Source organism: Kineobactrum salinum (assembly GCF_010669285.1).
GTDB lineage: Bacteria > Pseudomonadota > Gammaproteobacteria > Pseudomonadales > Halieaceae > Kineobactrum > Kineobactrum salinum.
This window is the reverse complement of record NZ_CP048711.1, coordinates 3,066,899-3,088,612: the sequence shown is the minus strand read 5'-3', so window position 1 is coordinate 3,088,612 and position 21,714 is coordinate 3,066,899. Positions and strand designations below refer to the sequence as shown.

Annotated in this window: 16 protein-coding genes and 2 pseudogenes; 4 read left to right on the top strand and 14 right to left on the bottom strand. The window is 59.3% G+C overall.

What is annotated here, in order from left to right; all coding sequences use genetic code 11:
- Positions 1–22 precede the first annotated feature (22 nt).
- Positions 23–3,253, top strand: coding sequence for a triple tyrosine motif-containing protein (locus tag G3T16_RS13630; protein ID WP_163495725.1), 3,231 nt, complete (start codon positions 23–25; stop codon positions 3,251–3,253).
- Between the two features lie 80 nt (positions 3,254–3,333).
- On the opposite strand, the gene G3T16_RS13625 is transcribed toward G3T16_RS13630, so the two are convergent.
- Complete coding sequence (locus tag G3T16_RS13625) at positions 3,334–4,092, bottom strand: enoyl-CoA hydratase/isomerase family protein (protein ID WP_163495724.1); 759 nt, start codon at positions 4,090–4,092, stop codon at positions 3,334–3,336.
- 136 nt (positions 4,093–4,228) lie between these two features.
- On the bottom strand, positions 4,229–5,455 hold the full coding sequence (locus G3T16_RS13620) for an ISL3 family transposase (protein ID WP_163493957.1): 1,227 nt from the start codon (positions 5,453–5,455) through the stop codon (positions 4,229–4,231).
- 126 nt (positions 5,456–5,581) lie between these two features.
- On the opposite strand from G3T16_RS13620, the gene G3T16_RS13615 reads away from it, so the two are divergent.
- From G3T16_RS13615 to G3T16_RS13605, 3 genes are all read left to right on the top strand, one after another.
- Positions 5,582–6,154, top strand: coding sequence for a DNA-3-methyladenine glycosylase I (locus G3T16_RS13615; RefSeq protein ID WP_163495723.1), 573 nt, complete (start codon positions 5,582–5,584; stop codon positions 6,152–6,154).
- Positions 6,155–6,244: 90 nt separating this feature from the next.
- Positions 6,245–7,540, top strand: coding sequence for a TetR/AcrR family transcriptional regulator (locus G3T16_RS13610; protein ID WP_163495722.1), 1,296 nt, complete (start codon positions 6,245–6,247; stop codon positions 7,538–7,540).
- 25 nt (positions 7,541–7,565) lie between these two features.
- Entirely contained in the window at positions 7,566–8,447 is an 882-nt protein-coding gene (locus tag G3T16_RS13605; protein ID WP_163495721.1) for an acyl-CoA thioesterase, read from the top strand.
- Positions 8,448–8,569: 122 nt separating this feature from the next.
- Here G3T16_RS13605 and aceK read toward each other — a convergent pair whose 3' ends face one another.
- From aceK to hrcA, 12 genes and pseudogenes are all read right to left on the bottom strand, one after another.
- Positions 8,570–9,916 carry a bifunctional isocitrate dehydrogenase kinase/phosphatase gene (gene aceK / locus G3T16_RS13600; protein ID WP_332102825.1) on the bottom strand — a complete coding sequence of 449 codons (1,347 nt, stop codon included), beginning with the start codon at positions 9,914–9,916 and terminating at the stop codon, positions 8,570–8,572.
- Positions 9,913–10,317: an isocitrate dehydrogenase kinase/phosphatase AceK regulatory subunit gene (locus G3T16_RS22840; RefSeq protein WP_332102824.1), complete on the bottom strand. Its 405-nt coding sequence runs from the start codon at positions 10,315–10,317 to the stop codon at positions 9,913–9,915. The genes aceK and G3T16_RS22840 overlap by 4 nt, the downstream gene beginning before the upstream one ends.
- Positions 10,318–10,342: 25 nt before the next feature.
- Positions 10,343–11,134 (bottom strand): SDR family oxidoreductase, encoded by a 792-nt coding sequence (locus G3T16_RS13595; protein ID WP_163495720.1) that lies wholly within the window; start codon positions 11,132–11,134, stop codon positions 10,343–10,345.
- On the bottom strand, positions 11,134–12,174 hold the full coding sequence (locus G3T16_RS13590; RefSeq protein ID WP_163495719.1) for an LLM class F420-dependent oxidoreductase: 1,041 nt from the start codon (positions 12,172–12,174) through the stop codon (positions 11,134–11,136). Before G3T16_RS13590 ends, G3T16_RS13595 begins: the two co-directional genes overlap by 1 nt.
- 48 nt (positions 12,175–12,222) lie before the next feature.
- A complete protein-coding gene (locus tag G3T16_RS13585) occupies positions 12,223–13,362 on the bottom strand; it encodes an acyl-CoA dehydrogenase family protein (RefSeq protein WP_163495718.1) in 1,140 nt (379 codons plus the stop codon).
- 23 nt (positions 13,363–13,385) lie between these two features.
- A pseudogene (locus G3T16_RS13580) lies at positions 13,386–14,563 on the bottom strand (acyl-CoA dehydrogenase family protein).
- A gap of 258 nt (positions 14,564–14,821) precedes the next feature.
- A complete protein-coding gene (gene trxA / locus G3T16_RS13575; RefSeq protein ID WP_163495717.1) occupies positions 14,822–15,676 on the bottom strand; it encodes a thioredoxin in 855 nt (284 codons plus the stop codon).
- A gap of 27 nt (positions 15,677–15,703) precedes the next feature.
- Entirely contained in the window at positions 15,704–16,516 is an 813-nt protein-coding gene (dapB, locus tag G3T16_RS13570; protein WP_163495716.1) for a 4-hydroxy-tetrahydrodipicolinate reductase, read from the bottom strand.
- Positions 16,513–17,640 carry a molecular chaperone DnaJ gene (dnaJ, locus tag G3T16_RS13565; protein WP_163495715.1) on the bottom strand — a complete coding sequence of 376 codons (1,128 nt, stop codon included), beginning with the start codon at positions 17,638–17,640 and terminating at the stop codon, positions 16,513–16,515. Before dnaJ ends, dapB begins: the two co-directional genes overlap by 4 nt.
- A 119-nt stretch (positions 17,641–17,759) precedes the next feature.
- Positions 17,760–19,697 (bottom strand): molecular chaperone DnaK, encoded by a 1,938-nt coding sequence (gene dnaK / locus G3T16_RS13560; protein WP_163495714.1) that lies wholly within the window; start codon positions 19,695–19,697, stop codon positions 17,760–17,762.
- A gap of 97 nt (positions 19,698–19,794) precedes the next feature.
- Entirely contained in the window at positions 19,795–20,433 is a 639-nt protein-coding gene (gene grpE, locus G3T16_RS13555; RefSeq protein WP_232059075.1) for a nucleotide exchange factor GrpE, read from the bottom strand.
- Between the two features lie 171 nt (positions 20,434–20,604).
- Positions 20,605–21,638, bottom strand: a pseudogene (gene hrcA / locus G3T16_RS13550) (heat-inducible transcriptional repressor HrcA).
- Positions 21,639–21,714 lie beyond the last annotated feature (76 nt).

The window sequence follows — 21,714 nt, the reverse complement described above, 5'->3', positions numbered from 1 at the left end:
CAAGGGAAATTCGCACCTATCTATGGATACCGTTAAAAAAGCTCCTAAGCCGAAATTCCGGCTCCTGCCTGTTCGCCATTCAAACTTTTTCGTGTGTTGTTTGCACCTGTATCTTGCCCTTTATTTGACTTCAACCCAGGAAGCACTGGCCTCGGGAAACTCAGTTTCGCATCGCTTCTCAGTTGTGGAGAGCGCGCTCACTTCGGATCTCTCACAAGAGGCGATAACCTCTATACTTCATGCATCAAATGCAGTCTTGTGGATAGTGACTCTTGAAGGGATAACAAGGTTTGAAGGCGCTCACAGGCGCACTTACAACTCATTCCAAGATTCGGATGGAAATATAGTCCGCTCACCAGTAGTACAGATAATTGAGATTTGGAATGGCGACGTACTTGCACTGTTGGATTCAGGCGAGCTATTTACGTATAGAGGATTTGACGACACATTCACTGAAGCCCGCTGGCTTAATTGGAGGGAGGCCGGCAATTCCCATGCGACTAACATATACTTTTCGAATGAAAGCGGCCTATGGATCGGTCTAAAGAATGGGCAAGTCCTGCAAATCGCAGAAGATGGAGCTAGAGTAGCCGTCTTCCAGCCACAAGAAACTGCACGTATATCAGATATATCGATCGGCCCCAGACGCAGCATAGTGGCTAGCAACACCTCCGGCATAATCTACTCTATAGATCCAGATTCCCTAGATAGTACTAGACTTGATCTGAATGGGGCGTGTAAACAGAGTATTTATATTAAAAAGGTTTTATACACAAAGAATACTGGATTTTTAGTTGGCAGTAAGGGCGCTGGGCTCTTTGAGTTAGACCCCAATTCGGGTGAATGTAAAAGACTTCCTCCAAGCGGAGATAGCGGAATTGATTTTTCTACTGCCATAGTTTTTGACATTGCCCTCCTCCCTCATTCCAATATTATTGTTATTGCTTCCGATCAAGGCCTCTTGCTACTTGATCAACATAGAGATCTAGTCTCTTATTTTAGAATCGAGAATTCCCGACTTCTTAACAATGAAGTAATCGCCATCCATCCATTGGACGCTCAGCGGACGTGGATTGGAACACACAATGGCATCAATCTGCTCATCCAGTCGAAATTTGAGCTACACGATTCCAACAGCCATAAACTACTCCACTCAATTGCGGGGATAGCATCCCTTCCAGATGGACGAGCCGTAATTGCGGCTTATGATGGGATTCTTGTTGCCGATGATGGGCCATCCAGTCACGTTACGCTGGATGTCTACTTCCCGGACGCAGATCTGACAAACGCTAAAGTAATGTCCATCCTTGTAGATGGCACGACCATATATTTTGGACACCGCGCATCAGGTTTGGAGATACTGGATACTGAAACGCAGAAAGTACGCCGCATTAACACCCAGACATTTCCCGACCTCTTGTCGGATTCGATCAGCGCCCTGTTGGTGACGGATTCAGGAGATCTTTTGATCGGCACTTACGGAGGAGGTCTCACCATGGTCACAAAAGACGGAAAGTCACAGTCCTTCTATCCCACAGCGGCATCAGACAGCCTGGCCAATGAAAGAGTGATAATGCTGTTTCAATCCTCCGATGGCGTAATCTGGGTAGGCTCCGAGTCTGGCCTACAGACATTCGACCCAGAGTCGCCATCATTCCAGGAGGTCAAAATAGCCAATCTCCATCAGCCATCGCGGTCACATCCAATAGTATGGTGTATGACAGAAACTCCCGATCACGGGCTCTGGTTCGGATCGATGTATGATGGCATTTTCAAGCGAATCACGCCCTCTCAAAATAGTTCCCACCAAGAACTTGTCAACGTTCAATTTCCGCTGATGGATGAACGGAGGACCATCTATGCTATCGAATCCGATTCAGACAACAACCTGTGGGTTTCCTCGAGTAAAGGAATATCGAGGTTATCTCCCGACCAGCAAACCGTTCATTTCAACGAAAGTCACGGCCTGCAGCAAATGGAGTTCGAGTTTGGAAGCTCCTATCGTCGTCCAGACGGAGTTCTGTATTTTGGCGGCAGCCTTGGTTACAACCGTTTTAACCCTACTGAAATCGATACGGACACCCCTCCCCCTTCTCTGAGGCTCACCAATATCAACATTGCGGGGCGCCACATCCCAGTTCCGTCTACCCTGAATCAGCTTGAGTCAATGGTTCTTGACTACGATGACCACTTCGTCACATTCGAGTTCAGTGCCCTGGAATTTCTTGATCCCGGCAGTACCCGCTACCGGCACAAGCTGGTCGGCTTTGATCCTGAATGGATTGATATCGGAAATCGCAGCTCTGCCACCTATACCAATCTACCCACGGGGGATTATCAGCTACGTGTACAAGCCGCCAACTCTGGCGGTATATGGAACTACGAGGGGATCGAACTGGATGTCAAGGTAGAGCCGCCGCCCTGGTTCAGTTGGTGGGCCTATTCTATATACTCGCTGGCCATCCTGTTGGCAGCCTATGCAGCGCGGCGGGTGTACGATACCTACATGATCAAGGAGCAGGCGCTGCGATATGCGGAGGAAATGCAAGTCGCAGCGGATCGCATCGCGGATGATCTGCAGGACCAGATCGAGTTTCAGGCAAAACTGGCGGACTCTATTCATTTCTATCAGCGCGACGTTGTCGTCTGGGCGCAGCACTGCGAGGAGCTGACCCGGGAATACGACTGCGACGCGGCTGGTCAGGCCAGCCAGATGCGGAAACGCCTGCATGCGCTTGAGCTATTGCAAGACTCTCTGTACTACCAGGGTGAGCAGCTCTACGCAAATTTGAAGGTGTTTACTGATCACCTCTTTGACTACCTTGCCGGTCTTCAGGGCGAAAAAGGGCGCCGGTTTACTATCATCAATGAGCTTCCGGACGAATTGACGCCGGCGAGTCATGCGATTGCACTTGCAGTGGCACTGACCGAATTGGTGGACAACTCACTGGAGCACGGATTCTCTGACGCCGCTCAGGCCTGCTATATAAGGGTAACCTTGCAGGTGGAAAGCATCCCCGAGATACGCAGTGACCAACTGACGCTGACCTACCAGGATGACGGTGTTGGAGTCCCCGAGGCGCTGTCGATGGATGCTCCCGACTCGGCAGGCTTCGCCATTATCGCTGCTGCGGCGCAATCGGTCGGAGGGGAGATATCGTTTGTGGATCAGCAGAGGAAGGAGGTTCAGTTGCAGTTCAACGTACCGTGGATCAGGGAACTCGGTGCATCCCAGGCGCCGGCGCGGGACTGACTGTCCGGGTGTAATCATTCGCCCTGATTGTGGGCCGGTCTCGAGCAGGCCCGTACGGCGTGTATCCGCGGTCCGGGGTGCTACTGCCCCTTGAATCGCGGGCTGCGTTTTTCCCGTTGTGCCGTAAAACCTTCCTGCAGGTCCTCGGATTGCAGGCACTGGTCCGCTCGCGCGCGGGCCTGGTCCTGATCGATATTCCCTGCCGCCGCCTGCTGCAGTATGTGTTTCATCGCCTTTATTGCCAGTGGTGCCAGCGCTGCAATTTCCCGGGCGAGTTTTTCTGCGGCCTCATCCAGCCCGGCTGGCTGTACCAGGTGATCGAGAAAACCCAGGTCGTGCATGGTTTCCGCAGACATTGCTTCCGCTGCCAACAGCATGCGCTTGGCAGCGCCGAGTCCCAGGCGTTCAACGAAGCGATTGATGCCGCTGGCAGGATAGCACAGCCCTATCGCGGCGGCCGGCACTCTCAGTTTACTCCCCACGATGCCAATCCGGAAATCGCAACTGAGAGCCAGTTCCACACCGCCGCCGTACACGTTGCCATTGATCGCGCAGATTGTAGGTATTTCGAGGGCTGCAATCTGATCGGTTGTCTCCTGGAAGGCGTCTCCCGTCAACTCGCCTGACCCCAGTTGTTGCAGTGATGCTCCCGCACAAAAGGTTTTGTCGCCCCACCCCGTGATAATCAGGACCCGCAATTGCGAATCCTGCCGCACAGTCTCCAGATGCGCCTGGATCGCAAGCAACTGTTCCTGGCCGAGGGCATTGTGCTGCTCGGGGTTTTTCAGCACCAGCCGTGCGATGTGGCCGGTGCGTTCGTAGAGGATCGTATCAGTCATGGACCAGAAGTGTCGCACAGGCAGTGGCTTGGCGCCAGCCGTCTGAAGCCGTCTGAAGCACATACCAACGTGTTCGCGCCTGCAGTGGACAACTGCTGATCGCAAGCCGATAATACTGTACGGACAAGGGTCTTCCCTAATTCAGGTGGGCGGGCAATAGGCGTAAGCCTCCCAAATGAAACAGGATCGCTGTCTTAAAGCGCTCTTTATTTCTAAACCCTCGCGCGCGAACCTTTAGCAGCTTGATTCTGCTGTTGATACTTTCTGCTCCAGCATTGCTTTTTCCATGAACAATGGCATTAATGATGCCCCAAAGGTTCTTTTTAATGCTGGCGGCTACTGTTTTAATCGGACCCAGCCGGCATCTGGCTGCCCAGCTATACCAACGGCTCCAAGCTCTCTGAGCCCAGCCCCGACTCGAGTAATTCCATAACTGCATCGCGTACTGCCTAATTGCCCATGCTCGAGCTGTTTTCTTTGCCACTTTAGAAAGCGCACTAATGGTGTCTCGGTGGTGGCGTTTTAAACTGGCCTCGGAGCGCAACCAACTAAAGCGAGATAGATGTAAAGGCTTTTTATAATCGGTTGGGACGCATCGCATCTCCTGCTTCCTGATGGCATCAACGGCTTTGTTTAGGTCCATAGCCACATGAAATTTATCAAAGCAGATTTTTTGATCCCAATCACTCAAGTGCTCTTTGGTGGCCGAAAGGTACGCCGGCGACATATCCATGCTGACGGTTTCAATTGATTTTAGATCCCACTCCGACAGGCTTTTATAGAAGTCACCGAGACTGCCTTTAGTGCGATCATCCCGGATATCAACTACCTGACCTGAATCATTGGAGATAATGGTTAAATACCTGTGTCCCTTCTTGCTGCTAATTTCATCAACAGCAATATGGTGGTAATCCACCGATTGGCGGGCAGACAGACCACGCTCTACCGCACGGCGCATGATTCCGTCGATGGCATTCCAGCTGAGTCCTAAGCGACGGCTCACTGCATTGATACTGGCTTCTTTGAGCCATTTGATCGCCATCGCTTCAAACAGAAGCGTAAATCGGGAATTCCTTTCTGCCCAAGGAACATCGACCTGTAAGACGCCATGCTCATGGCATTGAGCCCTGGGCACAGCGCCATGGACAATGGTCTGGAACTGACAAGTGTCCAGATGTCGCCAACTCTTATCGCGGGTGTCGTAACGGGGACATGCCGAACCACACGCAGGACAGAGGATTTCAGTATCCCGATCGTACTCGATATACACATGAACCACCTCGTCCTCGGACAGCTCGACATGCTCAACAGCCCAAGGATCACGAAGCCCAAGAATGCGTTCGTAGAGTGACAATTCATCCATTGACTAACCAGGCCAATTCCGACAATTTAGAGCCTGGTATTTTAGGGGGAGAGCGGGGAAATGGCTATGGATCCACCCGAATAGGGGAAGACCCACGGACAAACAGTAGACCAGGAAGGGGAGGATATGGCAGATCGCTGCAGTTGGTGTGGAACCGACCCGCTGTATGTCACTTATCATGATCAGGAATGGGGCGTTCCTGTACGCGACGACAAAACACTGTTCGAGTTTCTGTTACTGGAAGGTGCACAGGCGGGGCTCGCATGGATAACTGTGTTGCGCAAACGCGAGGGCTACCGGGAACTGTTCGCGGATTTCGATGCCGCCAAAGTCGCTCGCTTTAGCGACAAGCGCCTGGAGCGTATCCTGTTGGATCCACGTATCATTCGCAATCGCCTCAAGGTTTTCGGGGCGCGCAAGAATGCGCGGGCATTTCTGGAAATACAGGCGAAATTCGGCAGTTTTGCCGACTATATCTGGAGGTTCGTCGACGGCAAGCCACTGCAGAACAGCTGGTCATCGATGGCGCAGGTGCCCGCAACAACGGCGCTTTCAGATACCATCAGCAAGGACCTGAAGAAGCGGGGTTTTACATTTGTGGGCTCGACCATCATCTACGCACACATGCAGGCCACCGGCATGGTCAACGACCACATGACATCCTGTTTCCGCCACAGCGAATGTAGAAAGCTTGCCTGACCTGTAGACAGCGACAAAAAAAATACCTAAAGTTGGAATTACAGACTTTCGGGTACATTCCGGCATTTGCGCCGGTGCGTCAGGACAGTGATGGCTAAGATCAGTGATACCGGCCTCGCGGGGTCGAACAGTCCCTTCAACCGCTCGGCGCAGCACGATGCCAAGCGCACTGCCATCCTGTCCCAGGCGGCGCGTCTGTTCAATTCCAAGGGCTCCCGGGCAACCACTCTGCAGGATATCTCCGCGACGCTGGGGCTGACCAAGACCAGCCTCTACTATTACGTCAAGACCAAGGAAGAACTGATCTATCAGTGTTATCTCGCCACGCTGGAACATCATCTGGCGGGCATGGATGAGATAGAGGCCCGGTTTCCGGCGCCGCTTGATCGGGCCCGCGCCTTTTTCCTGCAGCAGTTTGAAACCTGGCTGGCGGCGCGCCAGAACCGGGGCCCGCACTTCGCTGCCCCGCTGGAAATCGCCTCCCTGCCCGGGCCGCAGCGCCGCGAGGTGGAGGCGCGCTACATCTCCATGTTCAGGCGATTGCGAGGTTATCTGCGCGACGCAATAGCCACCGGCAGCGTGCGGCAATGTGAAACCACGTCGGCTACCCGTGCGATAATCGGTTCTCTGGACTGGATATTCTCCTGGTTGCACAGTCACCCCCAGGACCAGGTAGACCATATTGCGCTACAGGCCTGGGATATTGTCGAGTACGGCTTCTACAACGGCTCCGGGGAGTATGTGCCGGCGCCCATGCGTCCGGACCCACCCCAGGCGGGCTACATCCACGGCTTTGACCGGGAAGCGCAAAAACGCCTGAAACAACAGGCCTTCTACAAGGCGGGAACCTGGTTTTTCAATAAACAGGGCTTTAACGGCACCTCTCTTGATGAGATTGCCGAACACTTGAATGTGTCCAAGGGCGCATTTTATTACCACATCAAGAACAAGGAAGACCTGCTGTTCAACTGCTACGTGTATTCCCTGGACATTACCGAGGGCATCTACCGCCAGGCCGCCGCGCTGGAAGGCTCTGCTCTGCACAAGCTCGACCAGATCTGCCGCCGGATTTTCTTTGCCCAGAACTCGGACCAGGGCCCGCTGATACGCTACAACACGATCACCGCACTGCCGCTGCCCCGGCGCAAGCAGATTCTCGAGCGTACCGAAGAGTTCAATCGAAGCTTCGGAGACGTGGTCCGCGCCGGCATCGCCGACAGCAGCATACGCAAGATCGAACCCTTCATTGCGCAGCATCTGATCGCCGGCGCGGTCAACGCGGCGATGGATATCAAGTTATGGCGGCGGGTGGATGATCTGGATGCCACGGCAGTGGATTACTTTGATGTATTTTTCAATGGCCTGCGGCCGCGTCCTCACCAGTAGCCCGCGCCACCAGCTGGAGACAGACATGCCAAAAGAACTGCAACAACTGCTATCCCTGCTGGAAGTTCAGCGTATCGACAAGTACCTGTTCATCGGCAACAGCCCCGCCAAACCACAGCGGGTGTTCGGCGGCCAGGTGCTGGCACAGTCACTGAATGCAGCCAGCCGAACGGTGGATGCATCGCGCAGTGCGCATTCGATGCATGCCTACTTCCTGCGACCGGGCAATCCGGCCATGCAGATCGTCTATGAAGTGGATCCGATCCGCGACGGCGGCAGTTTCACCACCCGCCGGGTAGTGGCAAAACAGGATGGGGTGCCGATATTCAACACATCAATCTCCTTCCAGAGTGCCGAGGACGGATTCGATCACCAGTTCGAAATGCCGCAGGTTCCCGCGCCGGAATCGCTGTCAACTGATTTCGAGCATCGGAGCGAGCTGGCAAGGCAGCACCCGGACCGGTTTCGTCCGCCCATGCAGCTGCCGATCGAAAGCAGGTCGGTCAAGCCACGGGACTACCTCGACCCGCAGCCACAGGAACCCGAGCGATACATCTGGCTCCGCACCCTGGACCCGGAGGGCGAGATCGGAGACAATCCGATCCGGCACCAGACCCTGCTGGCGTTCATCTCCGACTTCGCGCTGCTGGGCGCCGCCCTGCTGGCCCATCCCTACACTGGCGAAAGCCCGGAGCTGCAGGTTGCCAGTCTGGACCACGCGCTCTGGTTCCACAGGCCATTGCGCGTTGACGACTATCTGCTGTATGCGATGGACAGCCCCAGTGCCGCGGGCGGGCGGGGCTTTTCCCGCGGCAGCTTCTATACCCGCGACGGCATCCTGGTAGCGTCCGTGGCCCAGGAATCCCTGCTGCGGAAAAAGCGCGGTACTGCGCCGGTTCAGCGATAGCTGAGCAGCTGCTCCCCTGCGCGTGGTGTGACGCTGGCGCGGCCTGGGCCAAGCCCGACAACCTGGCATGATCGTCCGCGCCGAAGAACGCCTGACCTTGCCGGGCCGGCTGCCGTGTACCGTCAGGACCCGGCCACCTGCCTGGCTGGAGCACGGTTGAAGCGGAATTTACGACGGTAGGGGAAGAAGTCCTCCACATGCCCCTCGCGGATTCGCTGCTGCAGCCCCTGCCAGAACGAGGCCTGGTAGATATCGCTGTGCATTTCGTCAAACGCACTGCGCGCGCGCTGGTTCCCCGAGAAAAACAAGCGAAACTCTTCCGGAAAGATATCGTTGGGCCCCACTGTGTACCAGGGACTGCTGGCCAGCTCTTCCGCTTCGTTGCGCGGAGCCGGTATCTCGCGAAAGTTGCACTCCATCAGGGGGACGATTTCATCATAGTCATAGAACACCACCCGGCCGTGGCGGGTGACGCCGAAGTTTTTCAGCAACATGTCGCCGGGAAAAATATTGGCCGCGGCCAGCTGTTTGATCGCATTGCCATACTCATCCATCACCGCGACCACCTGTTCGTCACTGGCGTCTTGCAGATACAGGTTCAGCGGAGTCATGCGCCGTTCCACGTAGACATGCTTGATTATCAGCGCCTTGCCGTGCTCCTCGATCAGAGAGGGCGCCACCTTGTGCAGCTCCTTCATCAGCTCATCGGAAAACCGTTCCCGGGCAAAGGCGAGGTTGGTGAATTCCTGGGTATCGGCCATCCGGCCCGCCCGGTCCCAGCGCTTCACCAGGCGATACTTGGCCTTCACCTGCTCGCGGGTCATTTCCTTGGGCGGGGTAAACCTGTCCTTGATGATCTTGAATACGAAGTCGTAGGACGGCAGCGTGAACACGCTCATGACCATACCCTTGATACCGGGCGCGACATTGAACTGGTCGTGGGTGCTCGTCATGTGCCGGTAGGCGCAGCGGTAATAATAGGTCTTGCCGTGCTTGTTGTAGCCCATCGAGCTGTAGATCTCGGAGATGGGCTTGGCGGGCATCAACTGCTGCAGGAACAGGACATACTGCGAGGGTATCCGGGCGTCCACCATGAAATAGGCGCGGGTGAAACTGAAGATTACACTGACCTTGTCGGCGCCGAACAAAATGGTGTCGATGTAGACCTCGCCGGACTCCGTGTGCAGCACAGGCAGCACGAAGGGCATGGAATCGGGCCCCGATACGATGCGGCCGACAATGTAGGCCCCCTTGTTGCGGAAAAAGTGATGCTCCAGGGTCTGGAACTGTATATCGTTCCGCTGCAGATCGAAGCGCGGCGCCAGGTAACGCCCGGTCACGTCGACGATGCTGGCAATATCGCGCTCCAGATCCTCGTAGGGCAGGCTGAAAGCATAGTCCTGCAGCAGCTCCCGCAGCAGCTTTTCCAGGGACCCGGCCAGTGGATAGACCCGGTATACCTTGCTCACATCGGGAGCCGGCATGTCGCCCTGGGGGAGAACACGAAGGCGTGCTCATCGCGTATCTTGCGATGCTTGAACACGGCGCAATAGACTGAGTTGAAAAAGGTCTCGGCAATCTCGAAATTGTTGTGGCCGCGGATCAGATCCGCGTACGCGGCCTTGGCCGCCCGCCAGAAGCCGAAATCATGCAACTGGTTGCCGGCAATCAGTTCTACGTACTGTAATACACGGGTGGTGGCGTCCTTGTACAGATCGATACGGTCGATGGAGGCCGCGTGCATGCCCAGCCAGTCCTGGGCCTCAAAGCGCGAGCGGGCTGCCAGGGTAATATTCTGGAACTCGGCGAAGTAGGCTTCAAAACCGTTCAGGATGGTGCGCGCAAAGCGCTCGTGCTTTTCCTGTCTCATATCCATCCCGGGCGTGGCACGCAAGTCACAACGTGGGGTTGCCAAAGCGGCGCCGCAGCTTGCGCATGCCCCCCAGCCAGCGGTCGTAGTCCGCGGCCTTGAATGCCCGATAGTCGGCGACCTGGGGGTGCGGCAGGATCAGGAAACGCTCCGCTGCGAGCCCTTCCATCACCGCGTCGGCCACCTGTTCCGCGCTGAGAACCCCGTCCACACCGGCCGTGCCACCTTCCTCTACACTGTCGATCATCCGGGTAGCCACCGCCTGGGGACACAACACGAATACCTTGATACCGTCATCGCCGTGGGTGATAGCCAGTGACTCGGCAAAGCCTATCGCGGCGTGCTTGGTGGTGGAATAGGCGGCGTCGCCCACCTGGCTCAGCAACCCGGCGGCGGACGCGGTATTGACAAAACAGCCCTCGCCGCGCTGCAGCATGCCCGGCAGACAGGCGCGGGCGGCGTAGACATGAGCCATCACGTGGATCTCCCACATTGCCTGCCAGGTAGCGTTGGCAGCCGAGGTGGCCCACCACGGCTCGCCGTCACCAGCGATGATACCCGCATTGCTGCAGCACAGGTCGACCCGGCCGTAGCGTGCCTCCACCGCTTCCACCATGGCCTTGACCGCTGCCTCGTCGCGCACATCGACCGCGAATGCATCGCCGCCGATGGCATCTGCGACGGCCTGGGCACTGTCCTGCTCGAGGTCGGCCACCACTACCCGGGCAGCGCCTTCCCGGGCGAAGCGCTCACACAGGGCCCGGCCAATACCATTGCCACCACCGGTGACAATGGCGATACGTCCGGCAACATCCACTACAGCAATTCTCTGGCAAACAGCTCCAGTACTTTCGGGTCGTGCACGCCCAGCAACATGGTGCCGACCTCACCGCGAGCCTCTGCTGCCTTCCAGCGGCTCAGTCGTTCGACAATCCGTCCCTCGGGGCCCACCAGCGCAACCTCGTCCAGCAGCTGGTTCGGCACCAGCGCTTCGGCCTCGGCCTTCTGCCCGGACAGGTACAGATCCTGAATCCGCGACGCCACCTCACCGTAGCCGGCACGGCTTGCATAGTCGTGGTAGAAGTTCTTGCCCTTCGCACCCATGCCGCCAATGTACAGCGCCAACCAGGGGCGCAGGGAATCGTAGGCGGCGTCGAGATCGTCGTTCACGGCCACGGAGACAAACGGTGCGACATCAAAATCGGCGAGGCTCTTGCCGCCACCGGCCTTGTCGAAACCGGCCTGGAGATGATCGCCAAGAAGAGCGTACTTGTCCGGATCCATCCACACCGGGAAGACCCCGTCCGCCACCTCGCCTGCACAGCGCAGGCCGGCGGGCGTGATGGAGGCGGTATAGATGGGAATGTCGGGGTTGCCTGCCAGGATGGATTTCAGCGGCTTGCCCAGACCCGTGGTACCGGGCCCGGTATTGGGCAGCTGGTATTCCTTGCCCTGGAATTCGACCGGGCTATCGCGGGCCATGATCTTGCGCATTATCTGCACATATTCGCGGGTACGGGTTACCGGCTTGCCGTAGGGCACGCCGTGCCAGCCCTCGACTACCTGCGGCCCCGAGGCGCCCAGACCGACGATGAAGCGGCCCCCGGACAGCTGGTCGAGCGACATCGCCGTCATCGCGCACATCGCGGGCGTTCTGGCCGGCATCTGCATGATCGCGGTGCCGACCCGGATCTTTTCGGTCTGTGCCAGCACCCAGGTGGCCGCGGTCACGGCATCACTGCCGTAGGCTTCGGCGGTCCAGACTGAATCGTAGCCCATCGACTCTGCCTGACGGATCATATCGATGGGGATGTCGATCTGTTTACCGGAGTAACCCAGCAAGATACCCAGTTTCATAGTCTACTCCTGTTGGGGCCGGCCTCGCGATCGGGCAGCACCGGCGCGCTAACCAGCATAACGCAAGCGGTTGAATTGTGCCTGATGATAGTCGCCGTTACCAAACAGACTGATGATCATCATCAACCGCTTGGCGTAGTGACCGATGTCCAGCTCGTCGGTGAGGCCCATGCCGCCGTGCAACTGGATGGCCTCGCCGTAGATCAACTTGCCCGCGCGATCCACCATCACCATCAGTGCATGCACACAGGCGGCAATGTCGGGGCCCCCGCCATCGAGCTCGCAGACCGCGCGGTACAACAGCGATCGGGTTTGTTCACAGGCTGCGAATGTGTCCACCATACGGTGCTGCAGTGCCTGGAAACTGCCAATGGGCACACCGAACTGTTTGCGGGTCTTGCTGTATTCAAGGGTCCTGGCGTTGAGCTGCCCCATGATGCCCAGCGCTTCCGCCGCCAGCGCGATATTGGCCGCGATCACCACTTCGTCCACCAGTTCCATGCCCCGGTCGACGCTGCCGACGACCTGCTCCGCGGCCACGGTCACGTCCTGCAGCACGATATTCGCCACCAGCTGTCCGTCCATCATCCGGTAGCCTACGCGCTCCAGGCCCGCCGTATCCGCCGGCACCAGAAACAGGGTGATACCGGCACGATCGGACTGCTCCCCAGACGTGCGCGCGGAGACAATGAAATAGTCTGCATTGGTGCCGTTGTACACCACCACTTTCTCGCCGCTCAGGCGATAACCTTCCGCACCGGCTTCGGCACGGGTTTGGACATCAGTCAGTTCAAAGCGGCTCTGGCGTTCGACACAGGCGAACGCGCCCTGGCAGCTGCCGTCGATGATCCGGGGAATCAGCTCCGCCTGCTGCTCCTCGCTGCCGCCGCGCTGCAGCAGGCCGCCGAACAGCAGCACTGTGGCCAGATAGGGTTCCAGCACCAGGCCCTTGCCGAATTCCTCCATCAGCAGCATCGTATCCACCGGACTGCCGCCATAGCCACCATGAGCCTCCGCGAACGGCACCGACAGCCAGCCCAGTTCGGCGAAGGTCTGCCAGTGCTCCCGGCTCATGCCCTGCTCCGAGTCGGCGATTTTGCGGCGGGCCTCGAAGTCATAGCTGTCCTGGACAAATCGCGCCACGCTGTCCCGCAGCATGCCCTGCTCTTCGCTAAAATCAAAATTCATTGCTGCAGTTCTCCGATGCGGGTTTACAGGCCGAGTACAGCCTTGGCGATGATGTTTTTCTGCACTTCGTTGGAACCGCCATAGATTGTGGCGGCTCGGCCATACATGAACGCCTGTTGGGCCCGCGAGCCGAACTCATGCCCCAGTTGTTCGGCAGTGAGCTCATTGGGCAGCACACCCTGGTAATAGCCGGCCAGCTCCATCCGCAGTTCCTGAATGGCCTGCTGTAGCTCCGTTCCCTTGATTTTGAGCAGCGAGGACTCGGCTCCCGGAGCACCGCCGGAGGCCACCGTGGCCAAAACCCGCAGTTCGGTGAATTCCAGCGCCATCAACTCGATCTCGATGTCGGACAGGCGCTGCTGGAACAGTGGATCGTCCAGCAGCGCCCGGCCGCCATTGACTTCACGCGCCGCCAATTCCCGCAGCTCGCCGAGATTGCGCTTGCTGTCGGCGACACCGGCGATCGCGGTGCGCTCGTGGGCCAGCAACGCCTTGGCATAGGTCCAGCCCTTGTCCTGTTCGCCGATCAGGTTGGCGACGGGTACCCGCACGTCGTTGAACTCCACCTCATTCAGGCTGTGGTGATTGTCGATGGTAACGATGGGATTGACCTTGATGCCGGGGGAGGTCATATCGATCAGCAGGAAGCTGATGCCCTCCTGCTTCTTGCCCTCGCTGTTGGTGCGCACCAGGCAAAAGATCCAGTCGGCGTACTGGGCATAGGTAGTCCAGATCTTGGCGCCACTGACGATATAATCATCGCCGTCGCGCACCGCCCGGGTCTTCAGCGAGGCCAGATCCGAACCGGCCCCGGTTTCAGAGTAGCCCTGGCACCACCAGTCCTCACTGTTGAGAATGCGGGGCAGGAAACGCTGCTTCTGCTCCTCGGAACCGAAGGTGTAGATCACCGGGCCCACCATGGTCAGGCCGAAGGGATCACGTCGCGCACACCGGCAGCCGCACGCTCGGACTCATAGATGAACTTGCGGGTCGCGCTCCAGCCGGCACCGCCGTACTGCTGCGGCCAGCCCGGCGCAATCCAGCCCTTGCGGTACAGCCGCTGCTGCCATTCAACCACCGCCTCCCTGAAGGTGGCGGGATTGTCCAGCCGGGCCTGCAGCTCGGCGTCCCAGGCTTCGGCAAAGAATGCCCGTACCTCGTCACGAAACGCCAGATCCTCCGGTGCAAAGCTTGTATCCACAATTATTTCCTCACTGGTAGTCGGTTGCAGCAGGTCATTTTGACCTTTGGGTATGTTTTTCGTTGCCCGGGCATGTACCTTAGCGATTCCGGGCCGGCAAAACAAGGATTCCACCTCACCCGCTGTGGCAATTATAGACAAAGACAGCCCGTACCAGACCGCCTGCGGGGAAAAGGCCGGGGGCTGGAGCTGTGGGGTGCGAAAGCGGCTGGGAAGTCCCGCTCGGAGATATCCCTGAGCGGGGGACGGTGGCCTGTATCAGTACAGCAGACTGTAGAGCTTGCGCTGGTATTCGGCTGCCAGGGGATCACCCTTGCCGAGACTGGCAATGGTGTCGAGCAGGGATTTACGGGTGGCGCCGTCGGCATGGTTGAGATCCTGCCGGAGGATGGCAATCAGGTGCTCCATTGCCTCCCGGTAGTAGCCGGCATCGGTGTACTGAATGGCCAGCTGCGCCCGTATATCGTGGTTCTCCGGCTGCTCGACAAGCTGTTGTTCCAGCGCCTCGATCTCGGGAGACTTCGCGGCTTCGCGCTTGACCTTCAGCTGCGCCACCAGTTGCTCCCAGCCGGCATCCTGATTCACCATCATGACGGTACCCAGCACCTTGTCGGCCTCGTCCAGGCGGTTGCTTTCAATCAGGGCATGTGCATAGGCCAAAGTAATGTCGTGGCGCTGACCGGAGTCATCCCAGGCCTGGCGCAAGGGCACCAGCGCAGCGCGGAAATCGCCCTGGGCGATGGCCTGCTGACCCGCTTCGAGCAGGGCATCCCAGGGTTTGGGCAGATACTTCTCCAGCAGCTCACGCACCTGGTTTTCCGACTGGGCACCGGCGAAACCATCCACCGGCTGGCCGTCCTGCAGCACCATCACCGTGGGCAGGCTGCGCACGCCAAACTGCTGGGTGATCATCGGCTGCTCGTCGGCGTTGACCTTGGCCAGCAGGAAGGCGCCGCCGTATTCGTTGGCCAGTTTCTCCAGCACTGGCATCAGCGCCTTGCAGGGTTCGCACCAGGCGGCCCAGAAATCCACCACCACCGGGCGCTGATGCGACTCCTCAATCAGCAGCCTGACGGCATTGCTCTCATCGATCGTTACAATGTGTTCGCTCACGTTTCCTCTCTCGCTGCCGGCGGCTTTTCAGCCCCGGATACCCAGCACATCCTGCATGTCATACAGGCCCGGCTCCCGCCGCACCACCCAGCCGGCCGCACGCACCGCGCCGCGGGCAAAGGACATGCGGCTGGAAGCCTTGTGAGTGATTTCGATCCGCTCGCCTTCCGCAGCAAAAACAACAGTGTGATCGCCAACGATATCACCGGCGCGAATGGTCGCAAACCCTATCGTGTCCCGATCCCTGGCGCCGGTCTGTCCCTCGCGTCCGTAGACGGCCACTTCGGCCAGGTCCCGACCCAGGGCGTTGGCTACCACGCCGCCCATGGCCAGGGCCGTGCCCGAGGGCGCGTCAATCTTGTGGCGGTGATGCGCCTCGACGATTTCTACATCCACCTCGTCACCCAGCACCCGTGCCGCCATGTCCAGCAATTTGAAGCACAGATTCACCCCGCTACTGAAGTTGGAGGCCTTGCAGATGGGCACACGGCTGGCGGCCAGGTCTATCTGCTGCTGCTGTTCCACGGTGAAGCCGGTAGTACCGATCACCACTGCCTTACCATGCTCGGCACACAACGCGATGTTGGCCAGGGTCGCCGTGGGGACGGTGAAGTCCACCAGCACGTCGAATTCGTCTATCACTGCGGCCAGATTGTCCGCGACCAGGACGCCGTTGCGCCCCAGGCCCGCCAGTTCACCGGCATCGGCGCCCACCAGGGAGCTGCCGGGCTGTTCCAGTGCAGCACGGAGCTGTACGCCATTATCGGCCAGCGCAATCGCCTCGATCAGGGTCCGCCCCATCCGGCCCGCAGCACCGGTAATACAGATTCGCACCGTCATGATTTCATGTCGTCAAAAAAGTTCTTCACGCCTTCAAACCAGCTGCTCTGCCGCGGGGATTGCGCATCACCACCCTGCCCCAGACTCTCCTGGAACTCGTGCAGCAGTTCCTTCTGCTTCTTGCTCAGGTTGACCGGCGTCTCCACCACGGCCCGGCACAACAGATCGCCCACGGCGCCGCCGCGCACAGGCCTGACGCCCTTGCCACGCAGCCGGAACAATTTGCCGGTCTGGGTCTCCGGCGGAATCTTCAGTTTCACCCGCCCGTCCAGGGTGGGTACTTCCAGCTCGCCGCCCAGCGCCGCTGCGACAAAGGTAATGGGCACCTCGCAGTACAGATGCTTGCCGTCGCGCTCGAAAATGGGGTGCTGGCGCACCGACATCTGCACGAAGAGATCGCCTGGCGGGCCGCCCTCAGGTCCTGCCTCGCCCTCGCCGGACAGGCGGATGCGGTCGCCGGTATCGACGCCCGGTGGCACCTTGACCGACAGGGTTTTACGGGTCTCCACACGGCCCTGGCCATGGCACTTGCCACAAGGGTCGCCAATACTCTTGCCGCGGCCGCGACAGGTGGGGCAGGTCTGCTGCACCTGGAAGAAACCCTGCTGCATCCGTACCTGACCGACGCCGCCACAGGTCTGGCAGGTCACCGGCACACTGCCGCGCCGCGCGCCGGAGCCGTCGCACTCATCACAGGTCGACAATGTCGGAACCTTGATTTCCACGGTCGTGCCGCGCACCGCGTCCTCAAGGGAAATATCCAGGGTGTAGCGCAGGTCCGAGCCCCGCTGGGGGCCGCCGCGACCGCGGCCACCGCCGCCGAAAATATCGCCAAACACATCGCCAAAAATATCGCTGAAGCTACCGCCACCAAAGCCGGCGCCGCCTCCCATGCTGGGATCGACCCCCGCATGGCCATACTGGTCGTAGGCCGCCCGCTTCTGGCTGTTCATCAGCACATCGTAGGCTTCAGTGGCCTCCTTGAATTTCTCATCGGCATCCGGGTCGTCCGGGTTGCGGTCCGGGTGATACTTCATTGCCACCCGCCGATAGGACTTTTTTATCTCTTTTTCGTCTGCCGACCTGTTGAGGCCGAGGACTTCATAGTAATCGCGTTTTGACATAGACAGCTGGCGTTAAACCCCACCCTCGCAAACGACTACGCGGGCACCTGGGTCCCCGCGTCGTCGTGGTTGGTATATCCGGGGCGGCTTTCCGCCCCGTATGACAGAAGCGCTGACGCTTACTTCTTGTCGTCGTTCACTTCTTCAAACTCGGCATCCACCACGTCGTCGCCGGCCTTCTTGCCCTGCTCGCCCGCGTCGCCTGCTCCTTCTCCGGAGCCCTCCTGCGCTGCGGCGGCCTGGGCCGCATACATCTTCTGCGCGACGGGCCCGGTCGCCTCTGTCAGCCGGGTCCCGGCCTTGTCGATGGCGTCCTTGTCGTTGGCCTTCATCGCCTCATCGGCTTCGGTGATTGCCGCCTCGATAGCCGCCTTCTCTTCCTCGGTGGCGTTGTCGCCAGCCTCTTCCAGCGTCTTGCGCGCGGCGTGAATCAGGCCGTCACAGGTGTTGCGGGCGGTGATCAGCTCCTCGAACTTGGCGTCGGCATCGGCATTCATCTCGGCGTCTGCCACCATTTTCTCGATTTCCTCCTCGCTCAGGCCGCCGGAGGCGGTGATGCGGATGGACTGCTCCTTGCCGGTGGCCTTGTCCTTGGCGGAGACATTGAGGATACCGTTGGCGTCCAGGTCGAAGGTGACCTCGATCTGGGGCATGCCGCGCGGTGCCGGCGGAATATCCGCCAGATCGAAGCGGCCCAGGGATTTATTCTGGCCCGCCTGCTTGCGCTCGCCCTGCACCACGTGGATGGTCACTGCGGTCTGGTTGTCATCGGCAGTGGAGAAGGTCTGCGACTTCTTGGTCGGAATTGTCGTGTTCTTCTCGATCAGCGGCGTGGCCACCCCGCCCATGGTCTCGATGCCCAGGGTCAGCGGCGTAACATCCAGCAGCAGGACGTCCTTGACGTCACCGGACAGCACCGCACCCTGGATTGCGGCACCCATCGCGACTGCCTCGTCAGGGTTCACATCCTTGCGCGGCTCCTTGCCGAAGAAGTCGGCTACCGCCTTTTGCACCATCGGCATCCGGGTCTGACCACCGACCAGGATCACGTCGTTGATTTCGCTGGGGCTCAGGCCGGCGTCCTGCAATGCGACCTTGACCGGCTCCATGGAACGCTTGACCAGCGCCTCCACCAGTGACTCCAGCTTGGAGCGCGACAGTTTGACCACCAGGTGCTTGGGTCCGGTTGCGTCCGCGGTGATATAGGGCAGGTTGACCTCGGTCTGCTGCGAACTGGACAGCTCGATCTTGGCCTTCTCCGCCGCTTCCTTAAGGCGCTGCAGGGCCAGCGGATCGCTGTGCAGGTCGATGCCGCTCTCTTTCTTGAACTCCGCTGCCAGATACTCGATCAGGCGCAGGTCGAAATCCTCACCACCGAGGAAGGTGTCGCCGTTGGTGGACAACACCTCGAACTGGTGCTCGCCGTCCACTTCGGCGATCTCGATGATGGAGATGTCGAAGGTACCGCCACCGAGGTCGTAGACCGCGATGGTGCGATCGCCCTTGGCCTTGTCCATGCCGTAGGCCAGGGCCGCCGCGGTGGGCTCGTTGATAATGCGCTTGACCTCGAGACCGGCGATGCGGCCGGCATCCTTGGTGGCCTGGCGCTGGGAATCGTTGAAATAGGCGGGCACGGTAATGACCGCTTCGGTCACGGTCTCACCCAGGTATTCCTCGGCGGTGCGCTTCATCTTGCGCAAGACTTCCGCAGACACCTGCGGCGGCGCCATTTTTTCGTCCTTGGCCTGTACCCAGGCATCGCCATTGTCGGCTTCGATGATCTTGTAGGGGACCATCTTGATGTCTTTTTGCACGACGTCATCCTTGAACTTGCGCCCGATCAGGCGCTTGACGGCATGCAGCGTATTGTGGGGGTTGGTGACCGACTGGCGCTTGGCACTCTGGCCCACCAGGATCTCACCGTCCTCGGTGTAGGCGACGATCGACGGCGTGGTGCGATCGCCCTCGGAATTCTCGATCACCTTGGCCTTGCCGCCTTCCAGTATGGCGACGCAGGAGTTGGTGGTGCCGAGGTCGATACCGATTATCTTAGCCATTGTTTGTCTCCTCATTCGGGCCGGTGCTGCCGGCCGCAATCTTGACTAGTTGTGTATATTGGCCCTGATCCGGGGATTTCAAGAGTAGCGCCGCGTTTTACTGCCCCGCGGGGGCCTTGCTTACCATCACCATGGCCGGGCGCACCAGCCGGGAATGCAGGGTGTAGCCCTTTTGCATCACCGCAATCACGGTGTTGGGCTCTACCTCGCCGTTCTCGACCATGCTCATGGCCTGGTGCAGCTGGGGATCGAAGGGTTCGCCCTGGGGGTCGACCACTTCTATGTGGAACTTCTTCAGTGCATCCTGGAAGCTCTTCAGCGTCAACTCCAGCCCCTCGACGATGGGCTTGATCGAGCCATCGTGGCCACTGGTGACTTCCAGCGCCCGCTCCAGGTTATCCACTACCGGCAGCAGTTCCTTGCAGAAGGATTCCAGCGCGAACTTGTGGGCCTTCTCGATATCCTGCTCTGCCCGGCGCTTGATGTTCTGGGCATCGGCATGGGCACGCAGGGCCGCATCCCGGGCCTGCTGCAGGTCTGTCTCCAATTGCGCCATCAACTCCCCGGGCGACGAGTCGCTGTCACCGTTACCCTCCGCGACACTGTCCGCCGCCGCGGCATCGTCGGCAGCCACCGCCTCAGCCGCCGCTGCTGCGTCCGCGGCGGTGCTCTCGTCTATACCCTCTGTACCCTCAGGCGCTTCGGTTGCGGGTGTTTTTTGCTCTCTGTCGGCCACGTCTACACTCCATGGATGGCTGAATTCCGGGTTTCGGGGACAAGCGGCAGCGCCGCCCGTCCACAGCGGTTTCCGTGGATATAGGGCCGTACCTGGCGTTTTCAAGTGCCTGTACTGCTCAAGGATGATTTTCAGGGCATTCCGGCACGGGACCGTGCCGCCCCAGGGAGATCAGTGTGACAGCGCGGAACTGAGCATGCGCGCGGTGACATCCACTACCGGGATGACCCGTTCGTAGGCCATCCGGGTCGGGCCGATAACACCCAGGACACCCAGTACCCGGGCGCCGTCGGTATAGGGGCGGTAATCACGCTGTAATCACCAAATACCTCATAACCCGCCTCATCGCCGATGAATATCTGCACGCCATTGGCGCGGGAACAGCGCTCGAGCAGGTGCAGCAGATCCTTCTTGCGCTCGAAGGCCTCGAACAACTCGCGCAGCTTGCCCAGCTCCTCGGCAGTCACATTGCCCAGCAGGCGCGACTCCCCTGCCACCAGGTACTCGTCCTCGGCCTGCTCCTGGTCCAGCGCCTTGCTGGCCAAATCCAGCGCGGCCTGCAGGTAGCTGTCGATGCGGCTGCGGGCCTCTTCCATCTCCCGCAGGATCTGCGCCTGCACCCGGCTCAGCGCCTGCCCGGCATAACGCTGGTTGACCAGCGCAGCGGCTTCGCGCAGCTCGCGCTCGGTAAATGGCCGCTGCGTGTGGATGATCCTGTTTTGCACCTCGCGCTCGTTGACCACCAGGATCACCAGTACCCGGTCGCCCGACAGCGGCAGGAACTCCACCTGCCGCAACTGGTGGCTGGCGGGTTTCGGCACCGTCACCAGGCCGGCGTGGGCGGTAATCGTCGACAACAGGGTGGAGGCCGAATGCATCAATTCGGTTGAAGATTTGTCCGGATTGAGCTGTTCCCGCAGCGAGGCCACAGCGGCCTCGTCGATGGGCTGGACCTCCAGCAGGCGATCCACAAACAGCCGGTAACCCTGCGCCGTCGGCACCCGCCCGGCCGAGGTGTGGGGCGAGTGCAGCAGGCCGCGCTCCTCCAGATCGGACATCACATTGCGTATCGTCGCCGCACTCACCGGCAGGCCGGCTTCCTCCAGCAATGTGCGGGAGCCCACCGGCTGACCGTCACGGATATGCCGCTCGACCAATGCCTTGAGAATGACATGCGCACGTTCTGACAGTTCAGCTGAGCTCATTACCTACCGTTTACCTGGACCCCGTGACAGGTTGTATCACAGCATCGCCGGAATACAAAACAGCAGCGTCAGGAGT

Excerpts from the sequence above, each read along its gene's own strand:
- dapB (WP_163495716.1), bottom strand. The coding sequence starts at position 16,516 with ATGACGGTGCGAATCTGTATTACCGGTGCTGCGGGCCGGATGGGGCGG.
- dnaJ (WP_163495715.1), bottom strand. The coding sequence starts at position 17,640 with ATGTCAAAACGCGATTACTATGAAGTCCTCGGCCTCAACAGGTCGGCA.
- G3T16_RS22840 (WP_332102824.1), bottom strand. The coding sequence starts at position 10,317 with ATGAGACAGGAAAAGCACGAGCGCTTTGCGCGCACCATCCTGAACGGT.
- G3T16_RS13625 (WP_163495724.1), bottom strand. The coding sequence starts at position 4,092 with ATGACTGATACGATCCTCTACGAACGCACCGGCCACATCGCACGGCTG.
- G3T16_RS13620 (WP_163493957.1), bottom strand. The coding sequence starts at position 5,455 with ATGGATGAATTGTCACTCTACGAACGCATTCTTGGGCTTCGTGATCCT.
- G3T16_RS13610 (WP_163495722.1), top strand. The coding sequence starts at position 6,245 with ATGGCTAAGATCAGTGATACCGGCCTCGCGGGGTCGAACAGTCCCTTC.
- dnaK (WP_163495714.1), bottom strand. The coding sequence starts at position 19,697 with ATGGCTAAGATAATCGGTATCGACCTCGGCACCACCAACTCCTGCGTC.
- G3T16_RS13630 (WP_163495725.1), top strand. The coding sequence starts at position 23 with ATGGATACCGTTAAAAAAGCTCCTAAGCCGAAATTCCGGCTCCTGCCT.
- G3T16_RS13605 (WP_163495721.1), top strand. The coding sequence starts at position 7,566 with ATGCCAAAAGAACTGCAACAACTGCTATCCCTGCTGGAAGTTCAGCGT.
- G3T16_RS13590 (WP_163495719.1), bottom strand. The coding sequence starts at position 12,174 with ATGAAACTGGGTATCTTGCTGGGTTACTCCGGTAAACAGATCGACATC.
- G3T16_RS13585 (WP_163495718.1), bottom strand. The coding sequence starts at position 13,362 with ATGAATTTTGATTTTAGCGAAGAGCAGGGCATGCTGCGGGACAGCGTG.
- G3T16_RS13615 (WP_163495723.1), top strand. The coding sequence starts at position 5,582 with ATGGCAGATCGCTGCAGTTGGTGTGGAACCGACCCGCTGTATGTCACT.